This window comes from Gryllotalpicola sp. CP2-P1, from assembly GCF_057512245.1.
In genome coordinates, this window is record NZ_JBLRDT010000065.1 from 1 (window position 1) to 13562 (window position 13562).

Consider the following 13562-nt stretch of genomic DNA (forward strand, 5'->3'; position numbering starts at 1 on the left):
GACTGCAGCAGGGCCGCGGTGTAGGGGTGTGCCGGCCGATCGAGCACCGAGTCCGCGTCGCCGCGCTCGACGACCCGCCCCGCGTACATCACGGCGAGCCGGTCGGCGACCTCCATCACGACGCCGAGGTCGTGGGTGATGAGGACGATGGCGGTGCCGAGCTCGTCCCGCAGCCGGCTCAAGAGATCGAGGATCTGCGCCTGCACGGTGACGTCGAGCGCGGTCGTCGGCTCATCGGCGATGAGGAGCTCGGGCTCGAGCGCGATCGCCATGGCGATGAGGATGCGCTGACGCATCCCGCCCGAGAACTGGTGCGGGTAGTCGTCGACCCGGCGGGCGGGCGCGGGGATGCCCACGAGGCCGAGCAGCTCGACGGCGCGCGCCCTGGCCTGCTTGCGCGAGAAGCCGCGGTGAACGCGGAACAGCTCGCCGATCTGGTCGCCGATGGACAGCACGGGGTTCAGCGCGGAGAGCGCGTCCTGCAGCACGAGGCTCATGCGCTCGCCGCGAAGCCGGCGGCGCTGCTCGTCGCCCAGCGCGAGGAGCTCCTGGCCGTCGAGTCGGAGCCGATCGGCAGTCACCGTGGTGTGGGCGTCGGTGAGGCCCATGATGGCGCGTGCCGTGACGGACTTCCCCGAGCCGGACTCGCCGAGCAGTGCCACGAACTCGCCGCGCCCGACATCGAGGTCCACGTGGCGCACCGCCTCGATCGCTCCGACCGACGAGTCGAACGTCACCGAGAGGTTGCGCACGGAAAGGATCGGGTCCATGACCTCAGTGTCACACGGCTCTGATTACCGCTATGTTTCAACCGGATCACGAATTGGATTGTTTTCTTGCGAAGTGATTGACAGACGCGCCGGATAAAAACATCAATAGTGATGTTGCTGCCTGAATTGATCTTCCGATGGGCAGAACGCCCCCCTGTTGCCATCGAAAGGACCGCATCCGGTGCTGAAGCAATCACCCCTGTATGACGGGTACACGGCCTACCAATACCTCGAGGCCGGTACCGACTACCGCGCCTTCACCTACGCCAAGCAGATCGGGCGGGTGCCGGAATACACCGGCCTCGAGCTGAGCGACGCGGAAGAGGCCCGTGCCGAGAAGCTGCTGACGGAGGAGACCACGATCTCGCTGCACGAGCACGTGCAGGTCTTCCCCGAGGACATGAGCCAGCTGCGCGACCACATCCGCACCGGCCGCGAGCCCACGGGCTACCAGGGCCTCGCGCACTCGGGCCTCACCGCCGTCTTCGACAACGGCATGGACGGCACGTGCTGCATCTCGAGCGACGCCGGCTGGAAGTACCAGGACGTGCTGTTCGACCTCGGCGTTCGAATGGCCGACCTCGCGCACCAGGACTTCGTGATCAAGGTCGAGAGCCTTGCGGACATCGAGCTCGCGCGGCAGACGGGCAAGGTCGGGCACATCTTCGCGCTCGAGGCGGCGACCATGATCGAGAACGAAGTCGACCGGCTCGACGTGCTGTACGGCTTCGGGGTGCGCCAGATGGGCATCGCCTACTCCGAGGCGAACATGCTGGGAAGCGGCCTCAAGGAGCGCGGCGACGGAGGCCTCACCTTCTTCGGCGAGCGCGCCGTCGCGCGCATGAACAAGCTCGGCATCGCCATCGACATCTCGCACTCCGGCGACCAGACCTGCCTCGACGTGGTCAAGGCATCCACCAAGCCCGTGTTCATCACCCACGCCGGCGCCCGCGGCCTCTGGCCCACGAAGCGCATGAAGACCGACGAGACCATCGCCGCGGTCGCCGAGCGCGGCGGTGTCATCGGCATCGAGGCCGCTCCGCACACGACGCTGTCGCCCGCGCATCCGCTGCACTCGCTCGAGTCCGTCATGGACCACTTCGAGTACTGCGTCGACCTGGTCGGCATCGACCACGTCAGCTTCGGCCCCGACACGCTGTTCGGCGACCACGTGGGCCTGCACCACGCCTTCGCGTCGAACCTCTCACTCGGCCAGGCGCACGGCACGGTCGACTACACCGAGGTCGAGTATGTCGACGGCCTCGAGAACCCCGCGGAGGGCTTCCACAACATCATTCGCTGGCTCGTCAAGCACGGGTACTCCGACGACGACATCCGCAAGGTCGTCGGCGGCAACACCCTGCGTGTCCTCGAGGAGGTGTGGGTCTGATGAAGCATCGCCTCGTCACCGCCACGCTCAGCTCCATCACAGCGGCCGGCGTCGCAGTCGCCCTCGCGGCCTGCGCACCGACCGCCCCCGACAGCGCCGGCGCCGCGAGCTCGGGTCCGAGCGACGCGACGCTGACCGTCGGCACCACGACCGACGTCGTCAACTACAACCCGCTGATCGGCAACAGCCGCACCGACGACTGGATCACCGACCTGATGTACCCGCGCCTCATGACCGTGTCGAACACGGGCGCGAAAGAGGCGCAGCTCGCGACCAAGTGGGGCTACACCTCGCCGACGCAGGGCTACTACGACATCCGCAGCGACATGACGTGGAGCGACGGGACGCCGCTCACCGCCGAGGATGTCGCGTGGACGCTCAATGAGGTGAAGAAGGACAAGCCGGCGGGCACGTTCTACGGTCAGCTCGGCGACTTCGCCTCGGCGAAGGCGACCTCGAAGACCCACGTCGAGATCACCCTGTCAGAGCCGAACTCGTCGCTCATCGACGAGATCGGCTTCTGGGGCGTCGTCGTTCCCGAGCACGTCTTCTCGAAGGCGGGCAGCGTCGCGACGTTCGCGAACGACGGGAAGGACGGCGGCTGGGTCGGCGCCGGCCCGTACACCCTGAGCAAGGTCCAGGTCGGGCAGAGCTACACCCTCGACCGGGCGAAGAACTATCCGCTCGTCAAGGGCGGCGAGCCCATCGCGGCCAAGGTCGTCTTCCGCGTGTTCCCCGACGTCAACACCGAGATCCTCGCGCTGCAGAGCGGCGAGATCGACGCCATCGGCGACGCGCTGCCGCCGTCGCAGGTCGCGAAGCTGAAGTCGAGCTCGGGAATCAAGGTCGAAGAGGCGGCGGGCCTCGGGTACTCGCACATGGTCTACAACCTCGACAACCCGGATCTCGCGAAGCTCCAGGTGCGCCAGGCTCTCTCGCACGCGGTCGACTACGACGCCATCCGCTCGGTGGTGCTGCAGGGGCAGGCGACGAACGACCACTCGAGCCCCATCATGCCGGTGCTCAAGTCGTACTTCGACTCCTCGCTGAAGGAGTACAGCTACGACCCGAAGCTCGCGGCATCCCTGCTCGAGCAGGCCGGCTACACGAAGGGCGCGAACGGCAAGTTCCCGCTGAACTTCAAGCTGATCTACTCGCTGCAGGACGCGGTGACCTCGCAGTGGGCGACCATCGTGCGCGATGACGCGGCCAAGGCGGGCATCACGATCACGCTCTCGGGCACCGATCGCAACACCTACCTCGCCGCGACGAACGCGGGCAAGTACGACATCTATGCCGGCAACTTCGCCATCATGGACGACCCCGTGACCAACTTCACGCTGGCGTACCTGCCGGGCGGGGCGATCAACTACACCCACGTCGACGACCCCACCCTGAACGCGCTCATCAAGAAGGCCTCGAACACCACGGACGAGAAGCAGAAGATCTCGATCATGCAGCAGGCCAACAAGGTCGTCTACGACAACGTCTACGACAACATCATGTACACCCAGAACCTCTTCTTCGCGCACAGCACGAAGTGGACCGGTTTCGTCCCGATGCCGAGCGACCTGCTGTCGATCGTGAACCCCGTTTCACTCGCCAGCGCCAGCCCGGTCACGCAGTAAGGCCAGGGCTGCCCGTTGTCTCGTCTTCTCTTCGTCCTTCGCCGGGCGGGTCGTGCTCTGCTCACCATCTGGTTCGCGGTCACGGTGACATTCGTCCTCCTGCGGGTGCTGCCGGGTGACCCGGCCCAGGCCGTGGCGAGCACGACCATGACGGCGAGCATGCGGGCAGCCCTCTTGACCCAGTACGGGCTCGACAAGCCCGTGATCGTCCAGTACGGGCTGTACCTGTGGCAGATGGTGCACGGCAACCTCGGCATCTCGTTCACGCAGTCGATCCCCGTGATGCAGGTGCTCGCCGCGCGACTGCCATGGACTCTGCTGCTGACGCTCACGGCGCTCGTCCTGACGGTCGCCGTCGGCATCCCGCTCGGGGTGGTGGCGGCGACCAGCCAGGGCCGATTCCTCGACCGCCTGGTGCAGGTCGTCGGCGTCACCGGGCAGTCGATCTTCGTGCCGTCGATCGGCGTGCTGCTGCTCTTCGTGTTCGGCCTCATGCTGCACTGGCTGCCGATCGGCGGCGCGTACTCCGACGGCAGCTATGGCGGCGCCTGGTACCTGAGCGTCGGCCAGCACCTGGTGCTGCCCGCCCTCTCTCTGATGCTCGTCCAGCTCGGCTCCTACGTGCTGACGATGCGCTCGACGCTGATCGACGCACTCGGCGAGGACTACACGGTGCTGGCCCGCGCGAACGGCCTGCCGTACCGCCGGGTGCTGTGGAAGCACGCGCTGCGCAATGCGCTGCTGCCGACCACCACTCTCATCGGCCTCCAGCTCGGCTTCCTCGTCGGCGGGGCCGTGCTCACCGAGACGGTCTTCGCCTACCCGGGCATCGGCCGCGGCATCTACGAGGCCGTGACCCAGCTCGACTACCCGGTCCTCCAGGGCGCGTTCCTGCTGCTCGCGGTGACCGTGGTGGTGGCCAACATGGTCACCGACATCATCTACGGCTACCTGGACCCGAGGGTGAAGACCGCATGACCGAACTGATCGCAGCCCCCGCCGTGCAGGGCGCCGAGCATGTCGCGAGCGAGCAGCCGCGCCCAGCGGTCGCCACGTGGCGGTCCTTCCGCCGCGAGCCGCTCGGTGTGATCGCCATGGTCGTGCTCGCGGCGCTCGTCTTCGTCGCCCTCGCGGCGCCCCTGCTCGCCCGTGAGCCGGCGAGTTACGGCCAGGCCGTGCTGCGAGCGCCCAGCGCGGCGCACATCTTCGGCACCGACAGCCTCGGTCGCGACGTCTACTCGGAAGTCGTCTGGGGCACCCGCCAGAGCATGCTCGTCGCGGTGTCCGCGTCGTTCATCGCGATCGCCTTCGGCACGCTGATCGCGGTCGTCGGCGCCTACTTCCGCCGACTGGACGCCGTCGTGAGCATCATCGTCGACCTCACGCTCTCGCTCCCGGTCCTTCCGCTGATGATCCTCGTCGCGGCGCTGGTCGGCCCGAGCACGGGCACCATCATCGTCGTGGTGGCCGCGTTCTCGTGGCCCGAGGTCACGCGCATCGTCCGTGCGCAGGCGCTGACGGTGGTCAATCTGCCCTACGTCGACGCGGCGCGCCTCATGACGACGTCGCCGGTGTGGATCATCGTGCGGCACGTGCTGCCTGCGGTGACCCCGGTCATCGTCGTGTCCGTGGTCGTCACGGCCTCGCGTGCCGTCCTCTCGGCCGCGGGGCTCGCCTTCCTCGGCCTCGGCGACCCGAACGTGTGGTCGTGGGGCCGCATCCTCTTCGAGGCGCAGCAGTCGGGCGCGATGTCGAGCGCCTGGTGGCTGACCCTGTTCCCCTCGCTCGCGATCCTCGTGCTGGTTCTCTCGGCCACGCTGCTCGCGATCAGCTACAACGATGCGCGCAACCCGCGCCTGCGCAGGCGGTGAGCGAGATGAGCGAGCGGATGTCCCAACGACTCGGCCCCGAGTTCTTCGCGTCCATCCAGGGCGGCCTGAGGGCGCGCCTCGCGCACGGCGGTCTCGGTGCTCTGCTGACCGACTCGCCCGAGGACGTGGCCTACCTGACCGGCTTCTTCCACCACCCGGGTGAGCGGCCGGTCGCGGTCTGGCTCGACGGCGACGGGCGCGTGGTGCTGCTCGTGCCCGAGCTCGAGCGCGAGAACGCCGAGCGGCAGCGCGCCGCCGCCGAGCTCGTCTCGTACCCGGAGTACCCGGGCGTCGTCCCGCCGTTCCACGTGCTCGCGGCGGCGCTCGCACCCGCCGTCGGACTCGCCGTCGGGCATGCGCCGTCAATGTCCTGGGAGCGGCTCTCGGCGGCACGCGAGGCGCTGCCTGCGGCCGAGTTCCGTGCGACGAGACTGCTCGTCCAGGCGCGCGGCATCAAGCATCCCGACGAGATCGCACTGCACGAAGAGGCGGCCCGGATCACCGATCGGATGATCGCGGCCGGCGTCGCCCTGGTGGCCGAGCGCGCGTCCGAGCGCGGCGAGCTGCCGAGCGAGGCCGAGCTGGCCTCGCACGTGACCTCCGTCGGGGTGCGCACGATGTACGCCGAACACCGCGACGTCGTCGTGGTCTCGCCCCTTGCGGGCGCCCTGGTCTACACGGCGGCGAACTCGGCCTATCCACATGGGCTGCCGTCGGGCCGGCGGCTGCAGCCGGGTGACACCTTCATGCTCTCGCTCGGCTGCGCGGTCGGCGGCCGCTTCGTCGAGGGCGAGCGCACCTTCGTCGTCGGCGCGCCCACGGCGCAGCAGCGCGAGTACCACGACGCGGTGCGCGCGGCCCACGCGGCCGCCATGCAGGCCACCGCCCCGGGCATCGAGTGCCGCGAGGCGAACGCGCGCAGCCTCGCGGTCATCCGCGACGCCGGGCTCGGGGGATTCCTGCGCCACCGGCTCGGGCACGGCATCGGCCTGGGAATGCACGAGCCGCCGTGGCTGGAAGACGGGGACGCGACCGTGCTCGAGGCCGGCATGGTCGTCTCGAACGAGCCGGGCATCTACGTCCCCGGGCATGCCGGCTACCGCATCTCCGACAGCATGCTCGTCACGACCGAGGGCTCCCGCGCCCTCACCGCGTTCCCGCGGGGGCTCGATGACTGCGTCATTCCGTTCTGAGGGCGCGGCGCCGACATTCGCTCGTGCACCCCTCACCCGTCCATCCGTCGCGACGCGCGGCACGCTGAAGAAAGGGCACACCATGCCAGGAACCCACTACGTCGAGATCAACGGCAACACGCTGGCCGTCGAGGTGCTCGGGCCCGACGACGCACCGGTGATCATCGCCCACCACGGCGCGCCCGGCCTCGGCTCGCGGGCAGAGCCGAAGGCAAGCTTCGGGCGGCTGGCCGACGAGTACCGGGTGCTCGTCTTCGATGCGCGCGGCTCGGGCGAGAGCGAGGGCAAGGGTGAGTTCAGCCACGAGCAGTGGGCGGCCGACATCGACGCCCTGCGCGAGTGGATCGGAGCCGAGCAGATCATCATGGCCGGCGGCTCCTACGGCGGCTTCATGTCCCTCGAGTACGCCACCCGCTACCCCGATCGCGTGCGCGCCCTCGTCCTGCGCGACACCTCCGCAGACAACGGCAACCGCCACCTGGCGCGCGAGAACGCGCTGAAGTCGGAGCGCGTCGCGATCGACATGGAGAAGTTCGACCGCATCGACCAGGGCCGCGTGCGCGACAACGACGATCTGCGCGAGTGCTGGCGCGAGATCCTGCCGCTCTACGACTTCCACTACGACCCGGCGAAGGTCGACAAGAGGGTGGCTGAGACGCCCTATCGCTTCGAGGCGCACAACTACGCCTTCTCCGTCAACCTGCCGAACTACGATCTCAGCGACAAGCTACCGTCGGTGACGGCGCCGACACTCATCACGGTCGGCCGCACCGACTGGATCACGCCGGTCTCGTGCAGTGAGAAGATCGCCGAGTTGATCCCAGACTCTCGTCTTGTCATCTTTGAGGAGTCGGGCCACTCACCGCAGATCGAGGAAGCCGAGAAATGGACACGGACGGTAAGGGACTTCCTGACGGGGTTGTGAAGACCTTGACCACGCGAAAGGCGGCGGATGCGTTCCGGCACTCCCTCGAGAGCCTCGACCACCTCGATCGCCGCATCATCCTCGCCCTTCAGCAGGACGGCCGCGCCAGCTGGACCTCCATCGCGGAGGCGTGCAACACCTCCGTTCCGACGGTCGTCCGTCACGGCCAGCAGCTGATCGCCGACGGTGTGGTGCGGGTCACCGCCCTGCCGCAGCTCGGCAGCCAGGGGCCCGTCGACCTGTTCTTCCTGCGCATCGCGTGCCTGCCCGGCACGCAGACCTCCGTCGCCGCCGCGCTCGCCGCGAACCCCAACACCCGCTTCGTCTCTGTGGTCACGGGCCGCTACGACATCATGGCCGAGCTCGCCGTGACGGGCGGGTCGGGAAGTTACGCCGGGCTCATCGAGCAGCTGCAGACGGTGCCCGACATCGAGCGGTGGCGCAGCGACCTCGTGATGCACGTCTACAAGGTGGCGCACCACTGGGGGCGCCAGCTCTACGGCGAGGCGCTCGGCCTTCCGCCCCTCGAGGACGACGACCTGACCGAGCCGCCGGCGTGCGAGCCGACGCATTTCGACGAGGTCGATCTCAAGCTGATCGACGAGCTCAAAGAGGACGGCAGGCTCACCTTCAAGGCGCTCGGCGAGCGGCTCGGCATCAACGAGAGCAGCGCCCGGCGCCGTCTCGAGCGCCTGCGATCGAACGGATGCCTGTCGATCGTCACGCTCTTCTCGGCCGCCGCCCTCGGCTTCGGCGCCGAGACGCTGATCACCGTGCAGGCCGACCCGTCGCGCCTGGAATCGGTCGCTCACGAGCTGGCGAAGATGTCAGAGGTCCGCTACATCGCGGCGATCCTCGACGGCAACTCGCTGATGTGCGAGGTCATCACGCGGTCGACGGACGACCTCTACAAGTTCATGACCTCGACGCTCGGCCGCATGGACGGCGTGCGCGGGTGGGAAGCGTCGATGGAGCTGCTGTCGCTCAAGCGCGGTTTCGTCGAGACGGCATGGTGGCGGGCGCAGGCGCACCCTGCGGCGGTGCCCGACAGCTGAGCCCCTACGAGCGCAGCACCACGTTCTCGCAGTTCTCGCCCGCGAGCAGGTGCCCGATCTGGCGCCGCAGCAGGCGGGCCATGCGCGGCTCCATCGAGCTCGCGGCGCCCCCGACGTGCGGACTGATCACCACCCCGGGCGCCGCCCACAGCGGGTGGTCGGCGGGCAGCGGCTCGGGGTCGGTGACGTCGAGTGCGAAGCGCAGGCGGCCGGCCTCGGCGAGCACCGCCGCCGTGTCGAGCACGGGGCCGCGGGCCACGTTCACGACGAGGGCGCCGTCGGGCAGGGCAGCCAGCTCCTTCGCGCCGACGAGGCCCCGGGTGGCATCCGTCAGCGGCGTGCCGATCACGACCACGTCGGCCTGCGGCAGCAGCGCGCGCAGCTCGTCGATGCCGTGCACGTGGCCCGCGGCATCCTCTCGCGCCCGCGATGCCACGCGGATGACGCGCGCGACCTCGAAGCCGGCGAGCCGCGCCTCGACGGCCTTGCCCACGCCGCCGTAGCCGAGGATGAGCACCGTGCGGTCGGCGAGCGACGGATGCCGGTGCGGGCTCCACCTTCCGGCCTCGGCGTTCCGCACGAAGTCGTCGATGCCGCGCTGCGAGGCGAGCAGCAGGGCGAGCGCGAGCTCGGCCGTCGCGGTCTCGTGCACGCTCGACGCGTTGGCGTAGACCAGGCCGCTCGGCAGCGCGTCGGCGACGCCGTCGTAGCCGATCGACTGCGACTGCACGAGCCCGACGGACGTGGTCGAGAGGAAGCCGAGGCGGCCGGAGTCCATCGACAGGTACGGCAGCACCGCGATGTCGATGCGCTCGGCGGGGGCCGGGCCGTCGACAGCCCAGCGCACCCACTCGACGGCGCCTTCGGGAACCGGGTCGGCGAGCGCCGCCAGATGGGCGGTCAGGCGGTCATCGGGAAGGCTGACGACGAGACGTTCCGGCATGGTGCCAGCCTACGTTCGCCGCCACCCCCGAAGTCGTGACACAAAGCGAACCCCTGCCCGAAACGCCCCCGCAACACCCCGTTCCTAGATTCATCGGCATGGCAGATCTGTTCGCGGGATACGGGGCGGTCCCGACGCCTGGCCAGCGTCACGCCGCGTTCGACGAGATGTTCCGCGGCGGCACCGAAGGCGGCGCACGGGCGCGCGAGCCCTATCGCGAACTGCACGCGGCACTCGGCCGCATGACGCAGGAGGAGCTGCAGGGCCGAGCGGATGCCCTCGCCAACAGCTACCTCGCCCAGGGCGTGACCTTCGACTTCGCCGGCGAGGAGCGGCCGTTCCCGCTCGACGCGGTGCCGCGCATCATCGCCGAGGACGAGTGGGTCGACCTCGAGGCCGGCGTCACCCAGCGGGTGCGGGCGCTCGAGGCTTTCCTCTCCGACGCGTACGGCCGCCAGCGGGCCGTGACCGACGGCGTGATCCCGGCATCCCTCATCGCCACCTCCGCCCACTTCTACCGGCAGGCCGCGGGCATCGAGAGCGCGAACGGGGTGCGCGTGCACGTCTCGGGCATCGACCTGATCCGCGACGAGAACGGCACCTGGCGCGTGCTCGAGGACAACGTGCGGGTGCCCTCCGGCGTGTCGTACATCGTGTCGAACCGCCGCGTGATGGCGCAGACGCTGCCCGAGCTGTTCGTCTCGATGTCGGTGCGGCCGGTCGGCGAGTACCCCTACCGGCTGCTGCAGGCGCTGCGCGCGTCGGCGCCCGCCGGTGTCGAGGACCCGGTCGTCGTGGTGCTCACGCCCGGCGTCTTCAACTCGGCCTATTTCGAGCACACCCTGCTCGCGCGCCTCATGGGCGTCGAGCTGGTCGAGGGCCGCGACCTCTATGTCAGCGGCGGCAACGTGTGGATGCGCACGACCGGCGGCCCGACGCGCGTCGACGTCATCTACCGCCGCATCGACGACGACTTTCTCGACCCGCTGCAGTTCCGTGCAGACTCGGTGCTCGGCACCCCCGGGCTGCTCACGGCCGCGCGCCTCGGCAACGTCACGATCGCGAACGCGGTGGGCAACGGGGTCGCCGACGACAAGCTGTCGTACACCTACCTTCCCGATCTGATCCGCTACTACCTCGGCGAGGATCCGATCATCCCCAACGTCGACACCTGGCGACTCGAAGACAGGGGCTCGCTCGAAGAGGTGCTCGACCGCCTCGACGAGCTCGTCGTGAAGCCCGTCGACGGCTCCGGCGGCAAGGGCCTCGTCGTCGGGCCGGCCGCGAGCCGCAAGGAGCTCGACGTGCTGCGCACCAAGCTCATCGAGGACCCGCGCGGCTGGATCGCCCAGCCCGTCGTGCAGCTCTCGACCATTCCGACCCTCACCGACGAGGGCATGCAGCCGCGCCACACCGACCTGCGGCCGTTCGCGGTCAACGACGGCAACGACATCTGGGTGCTGCCGGGCGGCCTCACGCGCGTCGCGCTGCCGAAGGGCCAGCTCGTCGTGAACTCGTCGCAGGGCGGCGGCTCGAAGGACACCTGGGTGCTCGGCCGCGGCACGGCGCCCGTCTCGACCTCGACGGGCGTCCACGACGTCTCGACGATCACCGCCGAGCAGGCGGCGCCCATCGAGCTCGCAGCGACCGGGTCGCCGAAGCTCGCGAACGTGGCGCCGCACGGCACGTCCGGGCCGCAGTACGCGCCAGAGGACCAGCTGGCCTCGAGCCAGCAACAGCAGCAGCAACAACAGCAACAACAGGCCCACAAGGCCGCCGCAGGACGTGCACACCAGCACGATGGGGGAGGAATCCGTGCTCTCTAGAATCGCCGAGTCCCTGTTCTGGATCGGTCGTTACCTGGAGCGCGCCGACGGCACGGCGCGCATCCTCGACGTGCAGCTCCAGCTGCTGCTCGAGGACCCGTGGGTCGACGAGGACACCGCCTGTCGCGCGCTGCTCGGCGTGATGGGGTCGGATGTCCCGGCCGATCCGACCGGCGCGGGAATCGACCGTGAGACGGTGCTCGGAATCCTGGCGGTGAACCGGCAGCATCCGGCATCCATCGCCTATTCGCTCAACGCGGCGCGCGAGAACGCGCGGCGTGCGCGCGAGATCATCTCGACCGAGCTGTGGGAGTGCCTCAACACGACCACGACGCGGATGCCGCGCAAGGTCGCGAGCGAGCGGGTGCACGACTTCTTCCACTGGGTGCGCGAGCGCACCGCGCTCGCCGTGGGCACGAACGAGACCGTCATGAGCCGCGATGACGCGTACCACTTCTTCACGCTCGGCCTCGCGCTCGAGCGCGCCGACATGACCGCGCGGCTGCTCGCGACGCGCGCGCTCACCGAGGTGTCCGGCCCGAGCTGGACGACCATTCTGCGCTCGTGCGGAGCCTACGAGGCGTACCTGCGCACCTACCGCGGCGCGTCGTCGATGCGCAACGCGGCTGAGTTCCTGCTCGTCGACCGCATCTTCCCGCGGTCGGTGCTGTTCTCGATCAACCAGGCGATCGAGAGCATCGCCGCGCTGCAGCCGCGCACCGAGCGCCTGGGTACGGTCGACCAGGCGCTGCGGGTGCTGGGGCAGGCGGTCTCGAGCCTCGAGTACCGCCCGATCGCCGAGATCCTCGAGGACCTGCCCCACGCGATGGAGGGCGTGCAGCGGGCGACGAGCGCCGCAAGCGAGGCGGTCAAGCAGCGGTACTTCCCGACGCAGGTCATGCCGACCTGGGCCGGCGAGCGGGTATGAGGCGAGGTCCCAGATGAAGCGCTTGCGAGTGACGCACACGACCGGTTTCCGCTATCAGGACGAGGCGTCGGCGTCATACAACGAGGCGCGGATGCTGCCGGCGTCGCGTGAGGGCCAGTGGGTGCTGTCTGCGCACATCGACACGCGCCCGAACGCACCGCAGCACACCTACACCGACTACTGGGGCACGCGCGTCACGGCCTTCGAGGTGCTCTCGCCGCACCGCGAGCTCGTGCTCTCGGCGAGCAGCCTCGTCGAGGTGGCCGAGCGCGCGCACGAGGACTGCGAGCTCAGCTGGGACGAGCTGTTCGACGCCGCCCGCCGCTCGGTCGAATGCGTCGAGCAGCTGCGCCAGAGCACCCGCACCGAGCCGCCGCGCGAGGTCGCGAAGCTCGCGGCAGAGCTCGCCGGTGCCGCGGGCTCGCCCTGTGCGGCCGCCGAGGCGATCTGCCGCGCGATCGGCGAGTCCATGGAGTACGTGCAGGGCGTCACCCGCGTCGACGACACCGCCGCGGAGGCCTGGGAGGCGCGGCGCGGCGTCTGCCAGGACATCGTGCACATCGCGCTCGGCGCGCTGCGCTCCGTCGGGATTCCGGCGCGCTACGTCTCGGGCTACCTTCACCCGCAGCCGGATGCCCCGCTGCACGAGACCGTCGTGGGTGAGTCCCACGCGTGGGTCGAGTGGTACTGCGGGCCGGCACGCGGCGAGGCGGCCGAGTCGGCCGACCTGAGCGGGGTCTGGCGCGGGTGGGACCCCACGAACCTTCTCGAGGTGGGCGACCGGCATGTCTACGTCGGCCACGGTCGCGACTACGACGACATCGCGCCGATCAGGGGCGTCTACGCGGGCGCCGGCGAGGCCGACATCTTCGTGAAGGTCGAGATCACGCGCGAGGCGTAGCCCGCTCGCGGGTCGACTCGGCGCGGAATAGCCCCGCTCGCGGGTCGACTCGGCGCGGCCAGACCCCCTCGCGGGTCGACTCGGCGAAGCCGAATGGAGACCGGCAGCCCGTCCCTCGTCACCCGGCTATGC

The 13562-nt window shown here is 69.5% G+C and carries 12 protein-coding genes; 10 read left to right on the top strand and 2 right to left on the bottom strand.

Annotated elements, in window-relative coordinates; translation table 11 throughout:
• Positions 1-770: ABC transporter ATP-binding protein (locus ACM2XV_RS07085; protein ID WP_487026423.1), on the bottom strand; the 770-nt coding region annotated here is incomplete at its 3' end.
• 181 nt (positions 771-951) lie between these two features.
• On the opposite strand from ACM2XV_RS07085, the gene ACM2XV_RS07090 reads away from it, so the two are divergent.
• The 7 genes from ACM2XV_RS07090 (at position 952) to ACM2XV_RS07120 (ending at position 8832) form a co-directional block, all read left to right on the top strand.
• Positions 952-2160: a dipeptidase gene (locus ACM2XV_RS07090; protein WP_487026424.1), complete on the top strand. Its 1209-nt coding sequence runs from the start codon at positions 952-954 to the stop codon at positions 2158-2160.
• A complete protein-coding gene (locus ACM2XV_RS07095; protein WP_487026425.1) occupies positions 2160-3788 on the top strand; it encodes an ABC transporter substrate-binding protein in 1629 nt (542 codons plus the stop codon). Before ACM2XV_RS07090 ends, ACM2XV_RS07095 begins: the two co-directional genes overlap by 1 nt.
• Positions 3789-3803: 15 nt before the next feature.
• Entirely contained in the window at positions 3804-4766 is a 963-nt protein-coding gene (locus ACM2XV_RS07100) for an ABC transporter permease (RefSeq protein ID WP_344772878.1), read from the top strand.
• Positions 4763-5659, top strand: a complete 897-nt coding sequence (locus ACM2XV_RS07105; protein ID WP_487026426.1) for an ABC transporter permease — start codon at positions 4763-4765, stop codon at positions 5657-5659. The genes ACM2XV_RS07100 and ACM2XV_RS07105 overlap by 4 nt, the downstream gene beginning before the upstream one ends.
• Before the next feature lie 17 nt (positions 5660-5676).
• Positions 5677-6852, top strand: a complete 1176-nt coding sequence (locus ACM2XV_RS07110) for a M24 family metallopeptidase (protein WP_487026427.1) — start codon at positions 5677-5679, stop codon at positions 6850-6852.
• An 82-nt stretch (positions 6853-6934) separates the two neighbouring features.
• Positions 6935-7777 (top strand): alpha/beta fold hydrolase, encoded by an 843-nt coding sequence (locus ACM2XV_RS07115; protein WP_344772872.1) that lies wholly within the window; start codon positions 6935-6937, stop codon positions 7775-7777.
• Complete coding sequence (locus ACM2XV_RS07120; RefSeq protein WP_487026428.1) at positions 7738-8832, top strand: Lrp/AsnC family transcriptional regulator; 1095 nt, start codon at positions 7738-7740, stop codon at positions 8830-8832. Before ACM2XV_RS07115 ends, ACM2XV_RS07120 begins: the two co-directional genes overlap by 40 nt.
• 4 nt (positions 8833-8836) lie before the next feature.
• Here the strand turns inward: ACM2XV_RS07120 and ACM2XV_RS07125 are convergent, their stop codons facing one another.
• On the bottom strand, positions 8837-9775 hold the full coding sequence (locus ACM2XV_RS07125) for a 2-hydroxyacid dehydrogenase (RefSeq protein WP_487026429.1): 939 nt from the start codon (positions 9773-9775) through the stop codon (positions 8837-8839).
• A 98-nt stretch (positions 9776-9873) separates the two neighbouring features.
• Between ACM2XV_RS07125 and ACM2XV_RS07130 the strand changes: the two genes are divergently transcribed.
• Genes ACM2XV_RS07130 through ACM2XV_RS07140 form a run of 3 tightly spaced genes read left to right on the top strand, consistent with a single transcriptional unit; the run spans position 9874 to position 13430 of the window.
• Positions 9874-11601 (top strand): circularly permuted type 2 ATP-grasp protein, encoded by a 1728-nt coding sequence (locus ACM2XV_RS07130; protein ID WP_487026430.1) that lies wholly within the window; start codon positions 9874-9876, stop codon positions 11599-11601.
• Positions 11591-12529 carry an alpha-E domain-containing protein gene (locus ACM2XV_RS07135; protein ID WP_487026432.1) on the top strand — a complete coding sequence of 313 codons (939 nt, stop codon included), beginning with the start codon at positions 11591-11593 and terminating at the stop codon, positions 12527-12529. The genes ACM2XV_RS07130 and ACM2XV_RS07135 overlap by 11 nt, the downstream gene beginning before the upstream one ends.
• Before the next feature lie 13 nt (positions 12530-12542).
• Positions 12543-13430, top strand: coding sequence for a transglutaminase family protein (locus ACM2XV_RS07140; RefSeq protein WP_487026431.1), 888 nt, complete (start codon positions 12543-12545; stop codon positions 13428-13430).
• The last annotated feature ends 132 nt before the right edge of the window (positions 13431-13562 follow it).

Bases quoted from the DNA above. Each gene is read 5' to 3' on its own strand.
- ACM2XV_RS07105 (WP_487026426.1), top strand. From the start codon at position 4,763: ATGACCGAACTGATCGCAGCCCCCGCCGTGCAGGGCGCCGAGCATGTC.
- ACM2XV_RS07115 (WP_344772872.1), top strand. From the start codon at position 6,935: ATGCCAGGAACCCACTACGTCGAGATCAACGGCAACACGCTGGCCGTC.
- ACM2XV_RS07130 (WP_487026430.1), top strand. From the start codon at position 9,874: ATGGCAGATCTGTTCGCGGGATACGGGGCGGTCCCGACGCCTGGCCAG.
- ACM2XV_RS07120 (WP_487026428.1), top strand. From the start codon at position 7,738: ATGGACACGGACGGTAAGGGACTTCCTGACGGGGTTGTGAAGACCTTG.
- ACM2XV_RS07095 (WP_487026425.1), top strand. From the start codon at position 2,160: ATGAAGCATCGCCTCGTCACCGCCACGCTCAGCTCCATCACAGCGGCC.
- ACM2XV_RS07140 (WP_487026431.1), top strand. From the start codon at position 12,543: ATGAAGCGCTTGCGAGTGACGCACACGACCGGTTTCCGCTATCAGGAC.
- ACM2XV_RS07110 (WP_487026427.1), top strand. From the start codon at position 5,677: ATGTCCCAACGACTCGGCCCCGAGTTCTTCGCGTCCATCCAGGGCGGC.
- ACM2XV_RS07125 (WP_487026429.1), bottom strand. From the start codon at position 9,775: ATGCCGGAACGTCTCGTCGTCAGCCTTCCCGATGACCGCCTGACCGCC.